19 protein-coding genes and 1 pseudogene are annotated in these 20,013 nt (G+C 68.5%); 12 read left to right on the top strand and 8 right to left on the bottom strand.

What is annotated here, in order from left to right:
* Positions 1-19: 19 nt before the first annotated feature.
* Together purE and ACK5NO_RS05315 are read right to left on the bottom strand one after the other, a co-directional pair.
* On the bottom strand, positions 20-529 hold the full coding sequence (gene purE, locus ACK5NO_RS05320; protein ID WP_416811629.1) for a 5-(carboxyamino)imidazole ribonucleotide mutase: 510 nt from the start codon (positions 527-529) through the stop codon (positions 20-22).
* Entirely contained in the window at positions 526-1,671 is a 1,146-nt protein-coding gene (locus tag ACK5NO_RS05315) for a 5-(carboxyamino)imidazole ribonucleotide synthase (RefSeq protein WP_416811628.1), read from the bottom strand. The genes purE and ACK5NO_RS05315 overlap by 4 nt, the downstream gene beginning before the upstream one ends.
* Here ACK5NO_RS05315 and ACK5NO_RS05310 point away from each other — a divergent pair.
* Positions 1,670-2,191: a GtrA family protein gene (locus ACK5NO_RS05310; protein ID WP_416811627.1), complete on the top strand. Its 522-nt coding sequence runs from the start codon at positions 1,670-1,672 to the stop codon at positions 2,189-2,191. The genes ACK5NO_RS05315 and ACK5NO_RS05310 overlap by 2 nt on opposite strands.
* Before the next feature lie 7 nt (positions 2,192-2,198).
* On the opposite strand, the gene ACK5NO_RS05305 is transcribed toward ACK5NO_RS05310, so the two are convergent.
* On the bottom strand, positions 2,199-3,509 hold the full coding sequence (locus tag ACK5NO_RS05305) for an ATP-binding protein (RefSeq protein WP_416811626.1): 1,311 nt from the start codon (positions 3,507-3,509) through the stop codon (positions 2,199-2,201).
* A gap of 9 nt (positions 3,510-3,518) precedes the next feature.
* The gene (locus ACK5NO_RS05300; protein WP_416811625.1) at positions 3,519-4,196 is read right to left on the bottom strand and encodes a response regulator transcription factor; all 678 of its coding nucleotides are present in this window, start codon (positions 4,194-4,196) and stop codon (positions 3,519-3,521) included.
* 171 nt (positions 4,197-4,367) lie between these two features.
* On the opposite strand from ACK5NO_RS05300, the gene ACK5NO_RS05295 reads away from it, so the two are divergent.
* The gene (locus ACK5NO_RS05295) at positions 4,368-6,449 is read left to right on the top strand and encodes a hypothetical protein (protein ID WP_416811624.1); all 2,082 of its coding nucleotides are present in this window, start codon (positions 4,368-4,370) and stop codon (positions 6,447-6,449) included.
* 67 nt (positions 6,450-6,516) lie between these two features.
* On the top strand, positions 6,517-9,426 hold the full coding sequence (locus ACK5NO_RS05290) for an FtsK/SpoIIIE domain-containing protein (RefSeq protein WP_416811623.1): 2,910 nt from the start codon (positions 6,517-6,519) through the stop codon (positions 9,424-9,426).
* Here the strand turns inward: ACK5NO_RS05290 and ACK5NO_RS05285 are convergent.
* Positions 9,423-9,803 (bottom strand): hypothetical protein, encoded by a 381-nt coding sequence (locus ACK5NO_RS05285; protein ID WP_416811622.1) that lies wholly within the window; start codon positions 9,801-9,803, stop codon positions 9,423-9,425. The genes ACK5NO_RS05290 and ACK5NO_RS05285 overlap by 4 nt on opposite strands.
* A 171-nt stretch (positions 9,804-9,974) precedes the next feature.
* On the opposite strand from ACK5NO_RS05285, the gene ACK5NO_RS05280 reads away from it, so the two are divergent.
* Complete coding sequence (locus ACK5NO_RS05280) at positions 9,975-10,229, top strand: WhiB family transcriptional regulator (protein ID WP_416811621.1); 255 nt, start codon at positions 9,975-9,977, stop codon at positions 10,227-10,229.
* 56 nt (positions 10,230-10,285) lie between these two features.
* On the opposite strand, the gene ACK5NO_RS05275 is transcribed toward ACK5NO_RS05280, so the two are convergent.
* A complete protein-coding gene (locus ACK5NO_RS05275; RefSeq protein WP_416811620.1) occupies positions 10,286-11,734 on the bottom strand; it encodes a sensor histidine kinase in 1,449 nt (482 codons plus the stop codon).
* Positions 11,735-11,792: 58 nt separating this feature from the next.
* Between ACK5NO_RS05275 and ACK5NO_RS05270 the strand changes: the two genes are divergently transcribed.
* From ACK5NO_RS05270 to ACK5NO_RS05260, 3 genes are read left to right on the top strand one after another with little or no spacing between them, the layout of a single operon-like run.
* Positions 11,793-12,290, top strand: coding sequence for a DUF2505 domain-containing protein (locus ACK5NO_RS05270; protein WP_416811619.1), 498 nt, complete (start codon positions 11,793-11,795; stop codon positions 12,288-12,290).
* Positions 12,287-12,679, top strand: a complete 393-nt coding sequence (locus ACK5NO_RS05265) for a fluoride efflux transporter FluC (RefSeq protein ID WP_416811618.1) — start codon at positions 12,287-12,289, stop codon at positions 12,677-12,679. The genes ACK5NO_RS05270 and ACK5NO_RS05265 overlap by 4 nt, the downstream gene beginning before the upstream one ends.
* A complete protein-coding gene (locus ACK5NO_RS05260) occupies positions 12,676-13,047 on the top strand; it encodes a fluoride efflux transporter FluC (RefSeq protein ID WP_416811617.1) in 372 nt (123 codons plus the stop codon). Before ACK5NO_RS05265 ends, ACK5NO_RS05260 begins: the two co-directional genes overlap by 4 nt.
* A gap of 167 nt (positions 13,048-13,214) precedes the next feature.
* Here ACK5NO_RS05260 and ACK5NO_RS05255 read toward each other — a convergent pair whose 3' ends face one another.
* Together ACK5NO_RS05255 and ACK5NO_RS05250 are read right to left on the bottom strand one after the other, a co-directional pair.
* A complete protein-coding gene (locus ACK5NO_RS05255; RefSeq protein ID WP_416811616.1) occupies positions 13,215-14,429 on the bottom strand; it encodes an APC family permease in 1,215 nt (404 codons plus the stop codon).
* A 430-nt stretch (positions 14,430-14,859) separates the two neighbouring features.
* Positions 14,860-16,101, bottom strand: a complete 1,242-nt coding sequence (locus tag ACK5NO_RS05250) for a hypothetical protein (protein ID WP_416811615.1) — start codon at positions 16,099-16,101, stop codon at positions 14,860-14,862.
* Between the two features lie 350 nt (positions 16,102-16,451).
* On the opposite strand from ACK5NO_RS05250, the gene ACK5NO_RS05245 reads away from it, so the two are divergent.
* The 5 genes and pseudogenes from ACK5NO_RS05245 to ACK5NO_RS05225 all read left to right on the top strand — a co-directional run.
* Positions 16,452-16,652 carry a helix-turn-helix transcriptional regulator gene (locus ACK5NO_RS05245; RefSeq protein ID WP_416811614.1) on the top strand — a complete coding sequence of 67 codons (201 nt, stop codon included), beginning with the start codon at positions 16,452-16,454 and terminating at the stop codon, positions 16,650-16,652.
* Positions 16,653-16,990: 338 nt separating this feature from the next.
* Positions 16,991-18,466: a Rep family protein gene (locus ACK5NO_RS05240; protein WP_416811613.1), complete on the top strand. Its 1,476-nt coding sequence runs from the start codon at positions 16,991-16,993 to the stop codon at positions 18,464-18,466.
* The gene (locus ACK5NO_RS05235) at positions 18,463-18,813 is read left to right on the top strand and encodes a hypothetical protein (protein WP_416811612.1); all 351 of its coding nucleotides are present in this window, start codon (positions 18,463-18,465) and stop codon (positions 18,811-18,813) included. Before ACK5NO_RS05240 ends, ACK5NO_RS05235 begins: the two co-directional genes overlap by 4 nt.
* Positions 18,814-18,982: 169 nt before the next feature.
* The gene (locus tag ACK5NO_RS05230) at positions 18,983-19,318 is read left to right on the top strand and encodes a plasmid mobilization protein (protein WP_416811611.1); all 336 of its coding nucleotides are present in this window, start codon (positions 18,983-18,985) and stop codon (positions 19,316-19,318) included.
* Positions 19,315-19,734, top strand: a pseudogene (locus ACK5NO_RS05225) (relaxase/mobilization nuclease domain-containing protein); the annotation flags it as partial. The gene ACK5NO_RS05230 and the pseudogene ACK5NO_RS05225, both read left to right, overlap by 4 nt.
* Positions 19,735-20,013 lie beyond the last annotated feature (279 nt).

Raw genomic sequence — 20,013 nt, 5'->3', positions numbered from 1 at the left:
CCGCGGCGCGAGGAGGACGTCAGTCCTCTTGGCGCAGAGCCTCGCCCTTGGCGTAGGCCACCTGCCGCAGCTCATCGCGGAAGGCGTCCATCTGCGCACGCACTCGTGCGGCTTCCTCACCGTCGCCCGCACCCAGAATCCGGGCAGCCATCAGGCCGGCGTTGCGCGCCCCGCCGATCGACACCGTTGCCACTGGAACGCCCGCAGGCATCTGGACAATACTCAGCAGCGAGTCCACACCGTCGAGGTGCTTCAGCGGCACGGGCACACCAATCACGGGCAGCGAGGTCACCGAGGCGAGCATGCCCGGCAAGTGCGCCGCACCGCCTGCGCCCGCGATGATCACGCGCAGCCCTCGCGCGGCCGCGTCGCGGCCGTAGGCGATCATCTCGTCGGGCATCCGATGCGCCGAGACCACGTCCTTCTCGTACGAGATCCCAAATTCGCGCAGCGCCGTCGCCGCCTCCCGCATCACGGGCCAGTCTGAATCGGAACCCATCACGATGCCCACCACAGGCGTGTCAGTCATGCCGCACCTCCGTCCCTCACGATAGTGGCGGCTGCCACTGCCCTGGCGTACGTCTGCTCGGAGTCGGTGCCGGTCACGGTGACGTGCCCCACCTTGCGGCCGGGCCGCACCCCCTTGCCGTACAAGTGAACCTTGGCACCCGCATCGGCCGCCTCCGCGTGCGAGCCCTCGAGGTGCGAGCGGGAGCCTCCAAGGACGTTGGCCATCACCGTCACGGGAGCCAGGGGCGCAGTGTCGCCCAACGGCAGATCCAGCACGGCACGCAGGTGCTGCTCGAATTGGCTCGTCACGGAACCCTCGATGGTCCAGTGGCCCGAGTTATGCGGGCGCATGGCGAGCTCGTTGATGATCAGCCCGTCAGCGGTCTCAAACAACTCGACCGCGAGGACTCCCGTCACCCCAAGTTCCGTCGCAATGCGCGCTGCGACCTCTTGCGCCAGGGCGGCTCGCTCGGCAGACAGTTGCGGCGCCGGCGAGATGACCTCCGAGCACACGCCGTCGCGCTGAATCGACTCGACGACAGGCCACGTGCGCACCTCGCCACTGGGGCGCCGTGCGACCTGCGCGGCAAGTTCGCGCGTGAAGGGCACCTTCGCTTCGACGAGCAGCCGCGGACCGCCGTTCGCGGAGGCGTCCAGCCAATCCTTGGCCTCCACCGCAGACGAGACGATGCGCACGCCCTTGCCGTCGTAGCCTCCCCGTGCCGTCTTCAGCACTGCCGTGCCGCCGTTGTCGGCCAGGAACGCCTCGAGATCCGCGGCGGAGCGCACCTCTCGCCAGGCCGGGTTCGGTAGTCCAAGTTCGTCCATGCGTGCGCGCATCTGAATCTTGTCCTGGGCAAACCGCAGTGCCTCGAGCCCGGGCCGCGCGGGCACGCCCGCTTTCTCGCAGGCCTCGAAGACGTCGGCAGGGATGTGCTCGTGCTCCCACGTCACGACGTCGGGACGCGGCGCCGCGAGCAGCCGCTCGATCGCGTCAGGGTCGGTGGGCAAGCCCACCACGGTCTCGTGTGCGGCACAGGCCGCCGATGCCTGATCGGACTCGACCAGCACGCGCAGGGTGATGCCGAGCGCGGTGGCCGGCGGGGTCATCATGCGGGCAAGCTGGCCGCCGCCGATCACGGCGACGATGGGTGGGGTCATGGCTGAACCCTACCTGCGACTACGCTCGTCACTCGTGAGAGCATTCGACTGGCTGCGGCGCCGCGCCGGTCAGTTAGCGCGCTTTGGAGTGGTGGGCGTCGCGGGCATCGTCGTCAATCTCGCGGTTTTCAACATCTTGCGCGCCGGTCCCCTGGCGCCACACGCCGAGGTTGCCGGCGACGACGACCGGGTGGTGACGGCAAAGATCATCGCGACCCTCGTGTCGATCGCTTTCGCCTGGTGGGCTCACCGAGGCTGGACCTTCCGCGGCGGTTCACGCCACCAGCCGGCCCGCGAGATGGTGCTGTTCGTTGCGGTCAATGGTGTGGCGCTCGTCCTTGAGGCCGTCATGGTGGCCATCAGCCACCACGGACTGGGATTCACGAGCGCGTTCGCCGACAACATCGCGTCCGTGCTCGGCATCGGGCTGGGAACGATCGCTCGCTACGTGGGCTACTCGCTGTTCGTGTTCGAGGCCGAACCCGACTCTCGTCTCACTGCACCTTCGACGGAGACCTGACCTCACCTCAGCGGGGCTTGCGCCGCGCCTGGCTCGCGCTCGAGTGCGGCACCACGGTGTCGAGATCGACCATCTCGGGTACGCCTTGCAGGAAGATCGCGAACGCCGCCGGCGCGCGGTGCGAGAGTTCGAGGCGACCACCGTCGGCCGTGACGAGGTCCCTCGCGAGCGCGAGGCCCAGGCCCGTCCCCCGGCCGCTGGTCACCTCTCGTTCGAAGATGCGCGGCGCCAACTCCTCAGGAACGCCGTCGCCGTGGTCGCTCACTTCGATGACGATCGCGTGGTTGGTGCCCGACTCCCGGGTGCTGACCGAGGTGACGCCACCGCCATGGTGCAACGAGTTCTCGATCAGGGTCGCGAGGACCTGTGCGAGCCCGCCGGGGGTAGCGAAGACCGTGGCCCCAGAGGGCTCGATGACAAGTGCTCGCCCCGCCGCCTCGAAGGCCTGCGCCCACTCCTCGTATTGCTGGTCCAACACGGGCTGCAGCACCACCAGTTCGGTGCCGGAGCCCAGGGCGCGGCGCGAGCGCCCCAGCAAGTCGTCCACGACGCCCACCAGGCGCTCGACCTGTTCGAGCGACTTGTCCGCCTCTTCACGAACCTCGGCTTGAGTGCTGGTCGCGGCGATCTCTTCGAGCCTCATCGTGAGCGCCGTCAGCGGTGTGCGCAGTTGGTGTGAGGCATCGGAGGCGAACTGGCGCTCCACCGCAAGCCTGGCTGCCATCCGGTCGGCGCTACGAGCCAACTCCTCCGCAACCTGGTCGATCTCCTCGATGCCGCTGGGGTCGATGCGGGGGCGAACCGCACCCGTGCCCAGTTGCTCCGCGCTCGCGGCCAAATACACCAGCGGGGCCGTCAGCCGATTGGCCTGCCAGATCGCGATGGACACGCCCGCGACGACTGCCACCACCCCCAACGCAAAGACCAGGGCGACAAACCGTGCGGCGGCCCAGAACACGTCCCACCAGGCCACCGACATCACGACAACGATGCCCGACTCCGTGACGGTGGTGTCGGAAAACGCCGAGCTCGGCTCGGTACCCGCCGTGAGCACGGTGCCGTCGGGCAACTGGACGTAGATGTACGAGCCCGCGCCGGGCGCAGAACTCACGTACGAGGCGAGATTGTCCTCGGTGATGGTCTCGCCAGCGGCGTAGCGCACGTCGAGAGCGCGCGCCGCAGTGGCGGTGCGCAGGTCGAGGTCACGGAGGGCGTCGTCACGCACCAACTGCGAGACAAAAAAGCCCAGCGGGATGCCCAGCAACACCACCGCCACCGCGAGCGCGGAGATGGTGGCCTGAAGGACGCGGCGACGCAACGCCCCCGCCTACTCGTCGTTCTCGAACCGGAAGCCCATTCCCCGCACGGTCGTGATGTAGGTGGGGTCCGAGGCGTCGTCGCCGAGTTTGCGCCGCAACCACGAGACGTGCATGTCGAGCGTCTTTGAGGGCGCGCCCGCGTCGGCGCCCCACACGTCCCTCATCAGGGTGTCGCGTGAGACCACGGATCCGGCGTTGGCGACCAGCAGGTGCAGCAAGTCGAACTCCTTGCCGCTGAGCTGCAACTCGCGGTCGTCGACAAAGGCGCGGTGTCCAGCGACGTCGACCCGGACGCCGCCGACGGCCAGCTCCCCGCCGGCCTCCTCGGCGATCCGGCGGCGCAGGAGCGCGCGCACTCGGGCCAGTAGTTCCGCCAAGCGGAACGGCTTGGTCACGTAGTCGTCGGCACCGGCGTCGAGACCGACGACGAGGTCGACCTCATCGGCGCGCGCCGTGAGCATAAGGATGGGGACCTGCAGGCCCTTGTCTCGGATTCGCCGAGCCACCTCCACGCCGTCGATGTCCGGAAGGCCCAGGTCAAGGATCACGAGGTCGGCGTCGTCCGCAGCCCCCACTCCCCCCATCCCCGTGCCATGCCACTCGACGTCGTAGCCCTCGCGACCCAAAGCGCGGGTCAAGGGTTCAGAAATGGTCGGGTCATCTTCGACCAAGACAATTCGCGTCATGGGGCCACATTACCTGTGCAAACCGACTTTGCAACGCCCAGCCCCGCGCGCCCCGAGACACAGAAGGCGCGGTGCGCGTGTGCCCAGATAGCCTGGTGCACCGTGACCACCACCTCTTGGAGCACACCCCCCAGCGCCCCAGCGCCGGGCCCGACTCGGCGCGCTGTCGCGATGGCTCGCGCACCCGAGCGCATCGTGCTGGTCGTCATCGCCCTGAGCATCGCGGCGGGCCTCGCTGTGACGGTTGGCGCGCACCACTGGTGGCTGGTGCTGCCGCTCGCTGCGGGAATCCTCGCGCTCACGTGGCAACCGCTCGCGCCCACCATCGCCCCCACCGTGGCCGATGCACGGGCTGGGCTGATCGCCGTCGTGGGCACTGGCGCGTGGACGGTGGTCAACATCCTCATGGGCGCCGAGTACCTGCTCGTGGTGCGCGACCCCGGATTCCTCACCCTGTCGGGGATGTGGCTCGTCGACCACGGCAGCACCGACATCCCTGTGTGGGGAGCCGACGTCGCCGCCCAAGCCGGAAGCCAGGCCATCGCCGATGCTTCGGAGGCGTGGAACCTCAAGGGTGACGTCATCCAGCCCCAGGGCGCCAAGATGCTGCCCGCGACCATCGCGATCGGTGGCTGGATCGCGGGCGACTCAGGGGTGCTCGCCGCCAACGTGGTGATCGGTGCGGCCGGAATCCTCGCGGTCTACGTCCTCGGCAGGCGGTTCCTGTCTCCCTATGCTGCGTTGGCGCCCGCAGGCGCGCTCGCGCTCACCGTGGCGCACATCGGCCTGTCGCGGCCCGCCTATACCGAGCCGCTCACGTTGCTCCTCGTGATCGCGGGGATCCTGTGGACGTGGCGCGGGATCGAACGCTCGAGCCCGGCGCTCATGGCAGCGGGAGGCGCCGTGAGTGGAGCCACCATGCTGGTGCGGATCGACGGCACTGCCTATGCCATCGGGGCGTGCATCGGGGTCATCGCCGCGCTGTTTCTCGCGCAACTGTCCGGGCTGAGGCGCCTGTGGCTTGGCACGGCCTTCCTGGGTTCGCAAGTGTTGTTCGCGGTCATCGGTTACGCCTCGCTGGCACGCTGGTCGACCGAGTACCTCGAGCGGCTCGGCACCCAATCGACCCTTGTCAACGCCGCGTACCTCGCCGGATGTCTCGCGTGCCTGGCGCTCTTGGCCATCGCGGCGGCGCCACGCACTGACGCCACGATCGCGCGCGCGCTCGAGGCGATGCGGACGACCCGTGGCGGTCACCTGTTTGGGTTGTGGCTAGCGGTCGCGGTGTCGGGTGCACTCACGGTGCTCGCCTCGCGACCCCTGTGGACCACCACACGCCGCGGCACCGACACCGAGTCAGAGCAGTTTGCCAACGGGGTCACCGAGAGCTTCCAGGCCGCTCAGGGGTTGCCGATCGATCCCACCCGCAACTACGCGGAGTCCACCGTGACGTGGCTGAGCTATCACCTCACCTGGCCCCTCGTGGCGCTGGGCATCCTGGGGTTCGGCATCGCGGCGTACAAGGCGGTACGCGGCAGGGCCGCGTGGGCCGTGTTCCTCGGCACCGCGCTGGCGCCGTCCCTGCTGTACTTTGTGCGGCCGTCGATCATCCCCGACCAGATTTGGGCGATCCGCCGCTTTGAGCCGGTCACGATCCCCGCGTTCGTGCTCGCTGCGGCGCTCGCCGCGTGGGCGCTCGCCTCGCTGCTGCGTGGCGCCAAGGCGCGGCGCATGGCACGCAGGACGGCCGCGGTGAGCATGCTCGCCCTGCCAGTGACCACCTGGCTGGCGCCCACGCCTGGTGAGGAGTACCCGGTGTCGACCGCAGTGAATGTCACCACCCGCGAGATGATCGGCGCGCGGTCCATGCTCGACGCGCTGTGCGCGCTCGAGCCGGGACGGCCCATCATCCTGGTGCGCTCGTCCGAGCTTTTTGGCGGCCTGCGCGTGACCTGCGACGTCCCCGTCGTGCTCGCCCTCACGACGCAAGAGGCCGAGGACATGGCCGCCATGGCAGCACAGTTCGACACCGCCCCGCTCGTGCTGAGCCGCAGTGAAGACTCCGTGCCATGGACTGACACCCCCGCCGTGGTGGTCGACTCGGCCGTGACACACTCCGGCTACTCCCTGACGGATGTCCCGCGTGGCGTCTACACCCGGGAGTACCAGTGGCTCGCAGGGATCGTGACGGAGGACGGCACCGTCGCGCCGCTCAGCGGCACCACGGCGCACGAGGTCACAGGGTCCGACTAACGGGTGTTGTCCCCAGGCGGGCCCCGCGGGGCTTGATCCTGGCGGCGGGCCCCGCGAGCGTGGCCGCATGCGTGTCACGATTCCCGGGGATATCGATCTCGAGGTCCACCCGGGCACCTCAGCCTCGGTCATCGCCGCCGCAGCGGGGCTGCCGTCGCTGTGGTGTGAGGCCATGCGCCTCGACGACGATCACCCGGCGGGCACGTGGCCGCTGGTGCATGGGGCGAAACTGAGCGCGCGCCGCGAGCCGCTGCTCCTTGCCGATCCCGCCTGGACCGGCCCCGTGGTGCGCGTCATCGACGGCCCCGATGCGGGCGCGACCGTCGCCGTGGGCCCCGCCGGCGTGACGGTGGGCAGGTCCTCCGGATGCGACCTCACGATCGAGGACCCTGCGCTGTCGCGGGAGCACGCCCTGGTGACGGTGGCACCTCGGCCACGGATCGTCGACCTGGGCTCCGCGAACGGCATGTCCGCATCGCCTCGGCGACGCCTGCCCGCCACGCGGCGCGTGCGCGGGCTCGAGCCAGGACTGCCCGTGGCGCTGGGCCGCACACGTCTGACCCTCGAGCACATCGCCACCGACGACGGCAACGCACCCACACCAGAGGCACCCATGACGGTGCCGTGGGGATCGCTCGTGGCGGGTCTCGCGATAGGTGTGGGCATCGCGGCCATGACGGGACGGTGGTACCTCGCGCTGCTGGGACTCACGGCGCCGGCAGCGGCGACCGTCACGGCTCTCGCACGGCGCAAGAGACGCACGCCGGAGCCGATGCCTCAGTGGGCGCCTGGGCCTGGCCCCATCGCTGTCAGCGGCGACGACGAGTGGGCGCGGGGATATGTCAGGGCCGTGTGCCTTGCACGCGGAAGAGGCGCCCTCGACGATCACTGGCGGGAGCCGTGGATGCGCTGGCTATCACCGCCTCTCGCGGGGGACACCATTGTGCGCCTGGCTGCGGGCCAGCGCGCACCCACCTGGTGCTCGACAGCGGTGAGAGTCGGCCCGAAGGAGCGTGTCGAGGTCCGAGAGGGAATCACGACCTCCGAGGGTCCGTGGAGAGTGAGCATCTCCACTGCGGACGCGCTCGCCAGGCGGATGGCCGCTCACGCTCACGTCACCACCGTGCCGGCTCACGTCGACTGGGCTCAGGTCGAGGGCGCCGCCAGCCACGCCCCACGCCTGGCCTCCGGCCGTCGCTCACTTACCGTCACCGTTGGCCAAGGCCCCGATGGGCCGGTCTGCATCGACCTGGACCGCGATGGCCCTCACCTGCTCGTCGCGGGCACCACAGGGGCCGGAAAGTCCGTCGCCCTCGAACTTCTCGTCTCCGCACTCGCCCTCCTCCACGGCCCGGCGGACCTGTCGATCGCGCTCATCGACTTCAAGGGCGGTGCGGGACTGCGCACCTGTTTTGACCTGCCCCATGTCAGCGGCGTCCTGACCGACCTTGACGCAGGGTTGTCGGCACGCGTCACCTCCGCGCTGGCGCACGAGCTGGCGTCGCGCAAGGCCGCACTCGCCAAGCAGGACCTCAGTTCGCTGAGCCAATGGGAAGAACGTGGGGGCGCGCCACCGCGGCTGCTGGTCGTGGTGGATGAGTACCAGGAGATCGCGAGTCGGCACGCGGCGTTCCTGCCCGAGATGGCCAGGCTCGCGGCCCAGGGAAGGTCCCTTGGATTGCACCTCGTCCTGGCCACGCAGCGGCCCGCGGGCGCCGTCACACCCGAGGTGCGCGCCAACGTCACCACGACCATCGCCCTACGGGTTGCCTCTGGGTCAGAGTCCCGCGACGTGATCGGCTCTGCCGACGCTGCCCAGATCTCCCCCACCACACCTGGCCGAGCGCTGCTGTCGCGCGCGGGCGGCCTTGAGGAGGTGCAACTGGCCGCACCCGTCGCGGTTCCCGGCCCGCCGGTGAGGCTGGCCGATGCCCCTCCTGTCAGCGATCCGAGCGCGGGCTTGGCACAGGCCGCGCGCACGCGCTGGGCACGCGCACCGCGGGCCCAGCCTCTGTGGCTACCTCCCCTGCCCACGCACCTGAGAGCTCCCGCCGAAGGTGCCATCGTGCTTGCGGTCGCTGACCTGCCCCGCACCCGCGAACGTCGGACAGTCACCTGGGACCCTGGCGCAGGAGCCGCCGTCGTGGTCGGCCCCGCTCGCTCGGGCCGGTCGGGCGCGCTGCGAGCGATCGGCGCTCAGGCCGCCCGCCGCGGCCTGGTCCCCGTCGTGCTCCCCGCCGATGCGCGAGAGGCGGCACGGACCCTGTACTTGGCCGCCTCCAGGCCCGAGGTGCTCGTGCTCGTCGACGACGCCGAGTCGGCACTCGCGCTGCTGAGCGCGGTCGACGACGGCGCCGCGTCCGATGCGCTGATGGCACGCCTCGCGCTGCGCCTTCCCACCGCGATCGCCTGTTCCCCGCATGCGCCCCCCAGGCTCGGCTCGGGCGCAACTGCCGTCGCGATCATGGCCGGAGTCGATAGCCAGTCAGGGGCCTTGTGGGGCGCCCCACGCCACGGGCAGGCCACCGCGTCCGTGCCAGGTCGAGCATGGCTGAGGGTCGACGGCGAGTGGGAGGAATCTCAGGTGGTGTGGGAGGACGAGTGGACTGCGCCACCCCTGGTGACGCCGCTACCGGCCGGCGTCGCCTCGGGCGCATGGGCTCAAGGCGGGGACGATGCGGGTCCGCTCGCCGCTCCCACCGGTACCGTCGCGGTGCTGGGCGTGCCAGGAGAACCCACCTCGCGCATCGTCGCTTCACTGGTGGGCGCACAGGTGACGGTGTACGAGGCCGCACATGTCATCCCCCCGGGAACCACCACCGTGATCGTGTCGGATCCCACGCCGCGCGCCGTGCGCGCGATCGCGCCGCACCACTGGCAAGGGGTCACGGATCCCACGCCCCGGCCGGGCCGAAGCGTCCTGGTCACCGACGGCATCGCGCAGGCCGTTCAGCTCGCCATGCCGCAGCGCCCCTAGCGACGCACCGGCCGTGCCCTCGCGTCAAGAAAGACCAGCACGGCCGTGGCCACACCCACGACGATCGCTACGACGGCGGCAGGCGCCGAAAACTCCCACAGCACTGCTGCTGCGGCCACCTGCATGATCTGCCACGTGATGACGAGGCCACGCGGCCAGGCAGCCCCTGCCGCCAAGGCCCGGCCCGCGAAGGCCAGCGCTGCAGCGGCCACGACTGCGAGCGCCGCAATCGACAGCGAAGCCGAGGCAGGGGCTCTTCCCGTGGCGGCGGCGACGCAGTACACTATCGCGGTCCCCGTCAGCGCCAAGACCTCGATGGCAACCCCCACTGAGGCGCTCACGCGCAACACACGCGGATGATCGGACGTTGACTTCATAGACGACAACGGTACTGCGGAGGCCTTGTGGCGGATCGCACACGACAAAACCCTTGTCATCTGTTGTTAACAATGAGAAAGTTGAAGTAGTGATTTCCGCGATGGCAGCGGCATGAACCCCCTTCACCACCCCAGAGGGGCTTTGTCGCGCCTCCAGACCCAGGAGGAACCATGGATTGGCGCAACCGCGCAGCATGTCTTGAAGTAGACGACCCGGAGCTGTTCTTCCCGGTCGGCAACACTGGACCGGCACTCGTACAGATCGAGAAGGCCAGGGCCGTGTGCAACACCTGTGAGGTCCGCGAGACCTGCCTTCAGTGGGCCATGGAACACAACCAGGACTCTGGTGTGTGGGGTGGCCTGTCTGAGGACGAGCGTCGCTCGCTCAAGCGCCGCGCCGCGCGTGCGCGCCGAGCCGCCAAGTAGCGCCTCACCACACTCGACGAGAACGGGCCGTCCGCACCAGCGGGCGGCCCGTTTCTCTATCTGTCCTCGTCGACCTTGGCCTCGATGCGCACACTCGAACCCGTGTCGGTCCTGCGCCACTCGATCGAACCGGACAACTCGTTCTCGACGAGCGTGCGCACAATCTGAGAACCCAAACCGGACGGCTCCCCCGCGAGGCCCACGCCGTCGTCGGCGACCTCCGCATGCAGCATGCCTTCGTTGCGGTGGGCCGACACCGTGATGATGCCGGACTCGCGGCCCTCGAAACCGTGCTCGACGGCGTTCGTCACCAGTTCAGTGATGACCAGCGCGAGCGACGAGGCGTACTGGGCGGGAATCAGCCCAAAGTCGCCCTCCCGGACCACCTTGACCTGAACTCCGGGCGACGCGACCTCAGCGGCCATCCGTACCGAACGCTGAGCGAGGTCGTCGAAGTTCACGAGCTCATCTAGGGTTCCCGACAGCGTCTCGTGGACCAACGCGATGGTCGACACGCGGCGCATGGCCTCGGCGAGTGCCTCCTTCGCCTCGGGCGCCTCCACACGTCGTGACTGCAGGCGCAACAGCGCCGCGACGGTCTGCAGGTTGTTCTTGACGCGGTGGTGAATCTCGCGAATGGTCGCGTCTTTGGTGATGAGTTCGCGCTCGCGGCGGCGCAGTTCGCTCACGTCGCGGCACAACAACACCGCTCCAGTGCGCTCGCCGTACTCCGTGACCGGGATCGCCCGCAGCGACAGGCAGGCGCTATTGGCCTCGATGTCGGTGCGCCAGGCCGCGCGGCCCATGACCACCATCGCGAGGGTCTCATCGATGTGGCCCTTGTCGAGCACCACATCACTCGTCACCCGCGGCAGCGAGCGATTCATGAGCGACCCGGTCACGCCCAGACGGTGAAAACACGACAGCGCATTGGGGCTCGCGTACGTCACGTGGCCGGCGGCGTCGAGCCGCAGCACCCCGTCACCCACGCGCGGGGCACCACGACGGGGACCAGTCACCGACGTCTGCACAGGAAACTCGCCGCGGGTGATCATCCGCAGCAGGTCGTCGGCGGCGCCCTTGTAGTTCAGTTCGAGGCGGCTTGAGGACCGCGATACTGCCTGCGACACCTCGCGGGTGAGCACGGCGATGGCCTTGCCATTCATCACCACCGGCAGGGCGTCCTCACGGACGGCGTAGGTCTCGTCCCAGCGGGGCTCGCGGGAGGCGACAATCTCACCGTCATCGAGCGCCCGCTGAAGGTGTGCGATCCTGCCCGCTGCCGCGGTGGTGCCCACCACATCGTCCTGATGGACGGTCGGCCCCGTTGAGGGTCGGCACTGCGCGATGGCGACAAACCCCTCGGGGACCTGGCGCCACATCACGAGGTCGGCGAACGACAGATCGGCGATGATCTGCCAGTCCGAGGTCAGCAGCGCCAACCAGTCGGCCTCAGCGTCGGTCAGGGGGCCATAACGTTCGGCCGTTTCTCTCAATGTCGCCACGGCCTTAAGCCTAGGCATAACCGGGCGCGATACCCTAAGCGAAGTCTTGAGGAGCACCATGGATATCTCACATTCGCATGTGTTTTCTGCATCGCCCGCCCAGGTAGCGGCCATGCTCGCCGACCCCGAGTTTGTCCGCACTCGCGCCACAGCCTCCGGCGCCGTCAGGCCCGATGCCCAGGTGGAAGGCACACCCGCCGACGGGTTCACCATCTCGATCCGTCAGCAGGTGCCGTCCACCACGCTTCCCGTGGAGTTCCGCTCGTTCGTCGGTGCCGAGATTACGGTGCGCTACACGGAGGTGTGGGAGAGCCTCCAAGGCGACGACCGCACCGGTACGTTTGCACTGGAAATTGTGGGGGCGCCTGGGCATGCGTCGGGCTCGCTCGCTCTTGTACCCGACCCCGATGGCACGCGGTTCGTCGCCGCCGGAGCTGTCGTCGTGCGGATGCCACTGGTGGGCGCGATGATCGAGAGGGCCGTCGCCGATGCGCTGATCCGCGGGATGCGCGCCGAGCTCGCCGCCGCTGACACCTGGCTCGAGCAGCCCCGATGACCCTGCCCCCCGCCGTGCTCGTCTTCATCGGTGGGTGCCTCGGCGGGGGTGCACGCATGGCGATCGACGCGCTGCTCGGCGACTGGACCGTGCCGTGGGAGATCGTCGCCATCAATGTGGTCGGCTCATTCGCGCTGGGTGGCGTGGCGGCCCATACCGCCCGCCACGGAGTGGCGGCGTGGACTCCGCTGGTCTCCACGGGAGCGCTCGGTGGATTCACGACGTTCTCCGCGATCGCCGCCATGGGCTGGACGGCGGAGATCACCCCCGCACAGGCGGTGGCCGTGCTCGCGCTCAACCTCGTGAGTGCGGTGCTCGCGGCCGCCGTGGGATGGCGCGTGGTGGACCGTCACGCTCCCGCAGCGTCCCTCACGGAGTCCGACCTGTGACGGCTCTTGGCTACGCACTCGCCGTTGTTGCGTGCGGGCTCGGAGCGACAACGCGATACCTCTTGGCGCGACTCGACCCCGACGCTGGATTCCCGTGGCCCACGATGGCCGCTAACGCCCTGGGGTCGGCGGCACTCGGTGTCGCGGCGAGCGCGGTGGCCCACGGCGCCGACGCCACTGTGCTGCTCGTGGCAGGCTCGGGCTTTGCGGGCGGCCTCACGACCTTCTCGACCTTGGCCGTCGACACGGTGGTGTTGCTACGCGAGAGGCGTGCGGGAGCCGCGGCGGGCTACCTCGTCGGGACTGCCGCGCTGGGCCTGGCATGCGTAGCGGCCGGCTACGGGGCGTGGAGCCTCGTCGCGGCCTGACCAGCCGCCCACCCCACTCCCGCCCCCGGCACCTCCCCACCCCAACTCACCCCCACCCCACCGGCACCTCCCCACCCCACCCCACCCCGGTTCGCGTAGACCTCGACCACTTTCGGGGGCGCCGCGCGCGCTACGCGTAGGTCTCGACCAGATTCGCAGGTGCGGCGCTAGGCGCCGATCACGCCCGCAAGGGCCGCCCCGCCCAACACCAGGCAGCCCACGAGCCCCAGCCCGCTCAGCCATACGGGGGCCCGCAGCGACGCCGTGCGTCCCGCTCGCCGCTGACGGATCGCGGCGACGTTGGCCACGCCGTAGTAGACGAGGATCGACGCCACGCTCACGAGCAGCAGGCTCACCCCTACGGTCCACACCAGAGCCACCGCCACGACGGCCACCACCGCCTCCGCACGCCAGGGTGCACCCGAGCGCCCCTGGTGGGCGAGCGTGCGCGGCAGGTCCCCCTCGCGAGCCATCGCCATTGCAGTGCGCCCCGCGCCCGCCATCACGGCGAGCATCGCACCCCCGGCGCTGAGCGCCGCGGCCGCCGCGAGCGGCCAGGAGGGCATGCCCACGAGCGAGGCGAGCGCCTCGAGGGGAGCATCAGGCATCTGCGGCGAAGCGGCCTGCCCGCCCTGCCCGTGCATCGGCCCAAAAAAGGGGCGCAGCGCCGCCGCGACCATCGCGTAGACCACGACCACCACGGCGAGAGCCGCAAGCACGGCGCGCGGGATGGTGCGCTCTGGGGTGCGCACCTCCTCGCCCAACGTCGCGACGCGCCCGTAGCCCGCGAAGGCGAAGAACACGGCCGATGCGCCCGCCAGCACCGCAGGCACGGCACCAGGGCTCGTGCTCGCCACCCCATCGGCGGAGGCGAACCAGCCGAAGCCTGCCGAGGCCTCCGAGTACGCCGCCGCGCACAGCACCACGAGAACCACGGTCACGATGCTCGCGATCGAGGTGGCCGCGCCGGCCGTCCGCGTGATCCCCCGCGAGTTGAGCCCCCACGCGAGGAGCACGGCCACCGTTGCCACTGCCTGCGGCGCCGCAGGGACCAGGTACGCACCCATCACCAGCGCCGCTACCGCCACGGACGCGGTCTTGCCCACGAGGAACGCCACGCCCGCCAGCACGCCCCACGAGTGGCCTAGCTCGAGCCGACCGTACGAGTAGACGCCGCCCGCGATGGGGTGCCGGCTCGCGAGCTGGGAGGTGGACATGGCGTTCGCCAGGGCCACCACGGCCGCGATCGCGACGGGCGCCAGGTACCAGTCGCCGAGCGCGAGCACCGGCTCCCACAGATCGGAGAACACCCCGGAGCCAAGCATTGACCCCACACCAATGCCCGTCGCGCCGAGGACGCCGATGCGGCGGGTGGTGGTCACGGCGCCACGCTAGCGCACGGCGGCCAGGCCACGCCGATCTGGTCGAGGTCTACGCGCAGGACGCACCGGACACGCCGATCTGGGCGAGGTCTACGCGAACGGGAGGGAGGGAGGGAGGGAGGGCGCACACGCGGAGGACGGGGCAGGAAGGCCGGGCCGCGGTGGGCCGCAGTGGGCCGCGGTGGGCCGGGCCGGGAAATGCACGAAGGCCCGGACCTGATGGTCCGGGCCTTCGATCGTGAGTAGCGGGGACAGGATTTGAACCTGCGACCTCCGGGTTACGGGCGCACACCCTGGGAGACCCCAGGTTAGAGAACGGAAAAGACCTGGTAAGAGTGAACTTTTGACCCTGTCAGTTGCCCGGCGTTGAGGTCTAGTTTCACGGGATTTCCCGGAATCGAAGCGTACTTTTGAGCGTACTTTTGGGGACTCAGACTGCCCTCAGTCGGTGGGCTGCATCCACCATGGGGCGCACGTCGGTGAGGTCGGTGTACGCGCTGCGATTGACCGCGGGGTCATGCCCGAAGAAGGCCGCACGCACGACCTCGGGGACGTCGATCAGCAGGCTGTTCAGGGTGGCGCGCCACACGTGCGAACGCTCCGTCTTGAATGCCGGGATCTTCAACTCCTCCTGGAGCTGCAGGTAGAGCGCTGTCGTCGCCTTCTGGGCGTTGTCTCGGTCCCAGGCGCGCCGTGAGTCACTCGGGGCGCCGAAGAGCCTTCCACGCGCTCCTACGGCGTTCTGGCGGGCTATCAGCCGCTCCTGAACGCCCGAGTGCAGCACGGGCACCGTGCGCGGTCTAGCGGTCTTGGAGTCCTCCACCTGAACGCGCATCAGACCTGCGTCGTCGACAGTAAGGTGGCGGGGGACGAGTGCGAGGCCCTCACTGATCCGCAGTCCGGTCGCGGCCTGGAGCAGCGTCAGGTCGATCGCCCCCTGCCGCTTGGCGACGCGCTCGGTGGCCGACCATCGCCCCTGCCGCATCGAGAGCCCCTCGGTCGGGTCGAGTGCGAGCAGGTGATCGATCACGCGCTCCCAGTCCGCTCGGCTCAACGCGAGACCCCCCTGCGGCCCTGCGGGCTTCGGCTTGCTGCTGCGGAGGTCCACCGACATGCCAGCCAGCGGGTTGCCGGTGATCGCCTCGTCACGGATGAGTTGCTGGATGATGTACTTCCCGAGCACAGTCCGAGACTGCCGCGCTGTCTCGCTGCCGTGCAGTTGGGCGATCTCTTGCAGACACGCCTCCATCGCCCGGAACCGGCTGCCCGACGCGATGGTGTGGCCTTTGAGGCTGTTGCGGTGACGATGGTCCGCAGAGCAGTCGCCGACGAGCAGTCGAAGCACGAGCCGGTATCGCGCTCGACTGTTGTCGGAGAGGCCTGCGCTTTCGATTGCAGGGTTTGCGACTTTCTGGATGTAGTCGCTGAGCGACGAGGTGCCCTTCCATTGCCCACCGAAGCCGCCGTTCGCGAGCAGGTCGGCCGCGGTCTGCTTTGCCTTGCGGCGTGCCGCGCCGATCGTGGCGGCCTTCGTGATCTTCGCGACGGTGCGCCCATCGGGTAGCGCTATGCGCCAGTCCAGCCGGTAGGTGCCGTCCGCCTGCTGCCGGGGTGTTACTCGGTCGATACTGTGCTCGCCCGGCGCCAGCGGGCTGTTGGCGGCTCTGGCCATGGCGTCAGGTTAGCAGGTTCAAAACGACGAAGAGGAAACTCGTCAGGAACCGAGGGCTTGACAGGGCTTGACAGGGCAACTAAGATCGCCACATATTGCGACGCGATCTCGGAGTTCTTCAAGATCGACGCCGCGTAGGTACTGGGTTTCGCGATCCGTGGTGGTAGCGAGACCTCGAGTACGAGGCGGTCGACCCGCTGGACATGAACCCGAAAGAAGATGGCCTCAAGGCCGGGCATGAGCGATAGGCCCGCAGATATCTACGAGATATCAAGTCGCAGGGGCAGAATCGCCCGCCGGAATACGGGACGCCGGAGCCACCGACTCAACGTCGTCGATTGGCAAGTCTCATGTCCGCTACCACCCCCATACCGCTTTCGGTCAAGCCGCGCACTGTCGCCGAGATGACGGGTATTAGCGAGAAGACGCTCGCGAACTGGCGTTCGCTCGGCGTCGGCCCGAAGTTCGTCCGCCTCGGCAAAGTGCATGGCCGGATTGTCTACCGCGTCGCCGATGTCGAAGCCTGGCTCGACGCGCAGGTGGAGGGCTGAACGATGACCACCCGCAATTGCGTCCTCCTGCATCCATCGCCCGGAGCCGCTGAGGACGAGCAGTCCACTCAACCGGCCGAAGAAACGACGCATATTCCCTCGTACAAGAGTTCCCCCGGATCCCACAACCAAATCCGGATTCTCGGGGACACTACGCGCGGGGGGCTAAAGCTTGCCGATAGCCCCCCGCTGTCACAAACGCCTGGTAATCCACCGATTGCGGTGGGGTCACGGAGTCCTGTTCGGTCGCATCCGACCGTTTCCCCTGACGCGCCGGATTACGCGCCGGATTTGATGGGTGTTTCACCTAATCCGGCGCGCGGTCGGGGGTGGTCCTGATGGCCGAGACGAAGAGAAAGGTCAGCGGCCCTGGGGGCAAGGAGCCGCCGGCCTACGTGACGTTCTCGCAGAACCTCGCCGCGAAGTACTGGCCAGGCTGGGACCCGGCGCTCATCACGGCGGGTAGCGCTCGGCAGATCGGTGAGGAGGTGCTGCGGCGCTATGAAGCTGCGGGAGGTGATGCGAAGGGACTATGGGTCATCAAGCACGATCAGGATCGCCTCGACGACGGGTCTCCGAAGGCCGATCACATTCATGCGATCATCCAGCAGAGCGTTGGTCGCCAGGTCGACGGGAAGCTTCAGTGTGTGGAGATCGATCGGGCGATCGGCTTCTCCACGAGCGTCGTACGGGCTCCCGGCCGCGGTGGTCGGATCGAGAACGCGCAGTCGTATCTGATCCATGCCAAGGACCCAGCGAAGTTCCAGTACAGCCCCCGCGACGTCACGATGCTCCGCGGTGAGGACTATCTGAAGATCGAGGAGTCGCATCGCCGCGCCTGGGCGCGGCGCGCGGTGGTCGCTCGCAACGCTCCGATCTCGAAAAGAGAGTGGTCGGAACTGGGCGACGCGATGGTGCAGAAGGTCCTCGATGGCGAGCTCGACGAGCTCGCCATCCTGGACGACAGGACGCTCGGCGACATCTACGCGCGCAACAAGACCAACATCGATCTCGCGTTCTCATTCCGCGCTCGCCGTGAGATGCACGCCGAGGTCGAGAAGTTGCGCCGCGGCGCGTTCCGGAAGACGGTGGTCTGGGTAATGGGCGCGAGTGATCAGGGGAAGAGCTTCCTCGCCGAAGGCGTCGCGACGGAACTGCAAGAGCAGCTCGGGTGGAACGTGTTCCGGTCGACTGCAAAGAACGGCCCAGACGACTATGCGGGTCAGGAGATCTTCCTGATGAACGAACCCGGCTCGCGCGTCATGGAGTGGCCGATTCTCCTCATGCTGCTTGATCCTCGTCAGGCCGGCCCGATCTCGGCGCGGTATGTGAACAAGCGGGACGCTGCACCACGAGTGATCCTGATCGCCGTCTCGGTGGACCCAGTCGAGTTCGGGTTCTTCGTGCCGGGCAAGAGATCGACCAGCGATTCGCTCGACCAGTTGGTGCGACGGATCACGCTCCAGATCGACGCGAAGAAGCTCAACGACGACCCCCATTACACGATCAGTCGAGTCAGCCAAGTGGAGTCACACAGCCGCGTCGTATCCATTCCCGATGGCGGCTGGGAGCAGCTCGCGATCGGGTACGGGCCGACCGATACGGCTGTCCACCTGACGCATTCAGAGGCGATCGAAACCGTGCTCACCCACGTCGCCGAGCGATCGCCGGATGTAGCGCTGAGGGTCCCGGCCCATGCCTCGATCGAGGCTCGTCAGGATGCACGAATGCGTCGCGAACTCGCTGCGCGGGGCATCACCGTCGAGCACCCTGTTGTCCCAGTAATCCACTCTCCCGAAAGGACGGCATCATGACCACGAACATTGAACAACTCCTCGAACAGCAGCGTGCACTCGCTAAGCAGATTCGCGACGCGAAGCGTGCCGCGAAGGCGAAGCAGCGCGCTGCGATTGTCGCAGCGCAGAACGCTCTCGGTGTACGCATCGCTCAGGCGATGGATGCAACGACGCCCGAGCAGATCGCCGCGCTCGGCGACGTGCTCGCCAGCGACAAGGTGCGCCGCCTCGCGCAGCAACTCGACACCGAATCGGTGACGGAAGCGTCGACGGAGGAGGTCGCCTCATCGGCCAGCTCCGCGACCGATTACGGCACCCAAACAGGTGCCGTGGAGGGAGGTGATCAGGATGCACGTAGCTACTGATCTGGGAGCGCGCAGTGCGATGCGTTTTGCCCCCTCGCCCGCAGGAAGCGCAGCGACCGAGGACGAAGGCCAGCGGTGCGCGGAGGACAAGAGCGTCAGCGATTTGTCCGACAAGCACCCTGCTGGCCTGTCCGTACCCCCTTCCCAGGCACTTCGGAAGAACCGGGGGATGCGGATCGACGTACGGTACACAGCGGCGGAGCGCGAAGCGATCCACCGCTGTTCCCGCGCGATCGGCGTGAAGCCGAGCGTGTGGGTCCGTGCGGCGGTCCTCGATGCGCTCGATGCGCGTCGAGGACATATGGCGAGGATGGAGGCCGCAGAGTCGGCCTCCATCGTGCCGCGGCCCGAGCTGGCGAGGGCGGTTGAGCAGCTTCGACGCGTCGGAGTGAATCTCAACCAGGCGCTGCGAAGCGGCGCCGCTCTCGAAGACGATCTGCTGCGCGAGGTGGCCTCCGCTGTCGTCGAGGTCCGAGCGCAGCTCGGGGACGGGACCTCGACATGAGCACGGTGAATGTCAGGTCGTCACGGTCGGCGGCAGACTCGGTGCGCTACGCACTGCTCGGCGGCTCCGAGCGAGTGCGCGAGGCGCACCAACGCCACGGCACGACGCGCGCCGCGGTGCTCTCGGGTTCGCTGGAATCGTCCGAGCAGTTCGTCGCTCGGGCCGAGGCCCTCGCCAGCGCCCACGGCCGCAAGGTCGAGGTCTACAGCTACGTCCAGGCGTTCAGCCCAGATGAGTTCGACGTGACCGATCTCGACGACCTCCAGCGAGTCAACGAGCTGGGCGTGAAGCTCTCTCGCCGCATGGCAACCTCGGACTACCTCGTTGTCACCCATCGGGATGCTGCAGGCGGCCATGCGCACAACCACATCTACCTCCTCAATCACGACAACCTCACGGGCAAGAGCCTCCAGCGATACACGAGCTGGACGCACGGACTTCGTCAGGTGAACGACGAGCTGATGCGAGACGAGGGATGCCGCGTTCTGCCGGATCCGCAGCGCGAGCTTCCCGACTGGAACATGCGCCGCGAGGAGTTCGCCGTGGGCGGCTTCGAGCGCAGGCTTGGCGACAGCGTCGCCGACGCGCTACGTGACAGCCGCTCCGTCGATCGCGATGCCTTCGAGGGTGTGCTCGCAGAGCACGGCGTCGCGCTCGTTTCGACGGAGCGAGACGGCTGGACCTACAAGATGCGT

It is taken from the genome of Demequina sp., from assembly GCF_047975725.1.
Taxonomy (GTDB): domain Bacteria; phylum Actinomycetota; class Actinomycetes; order Actinomycetales; family Demequinaceae; genus Demequina.
This window is presented reverse-complemented; position numbering and strand designations above follow the sequence as displayed.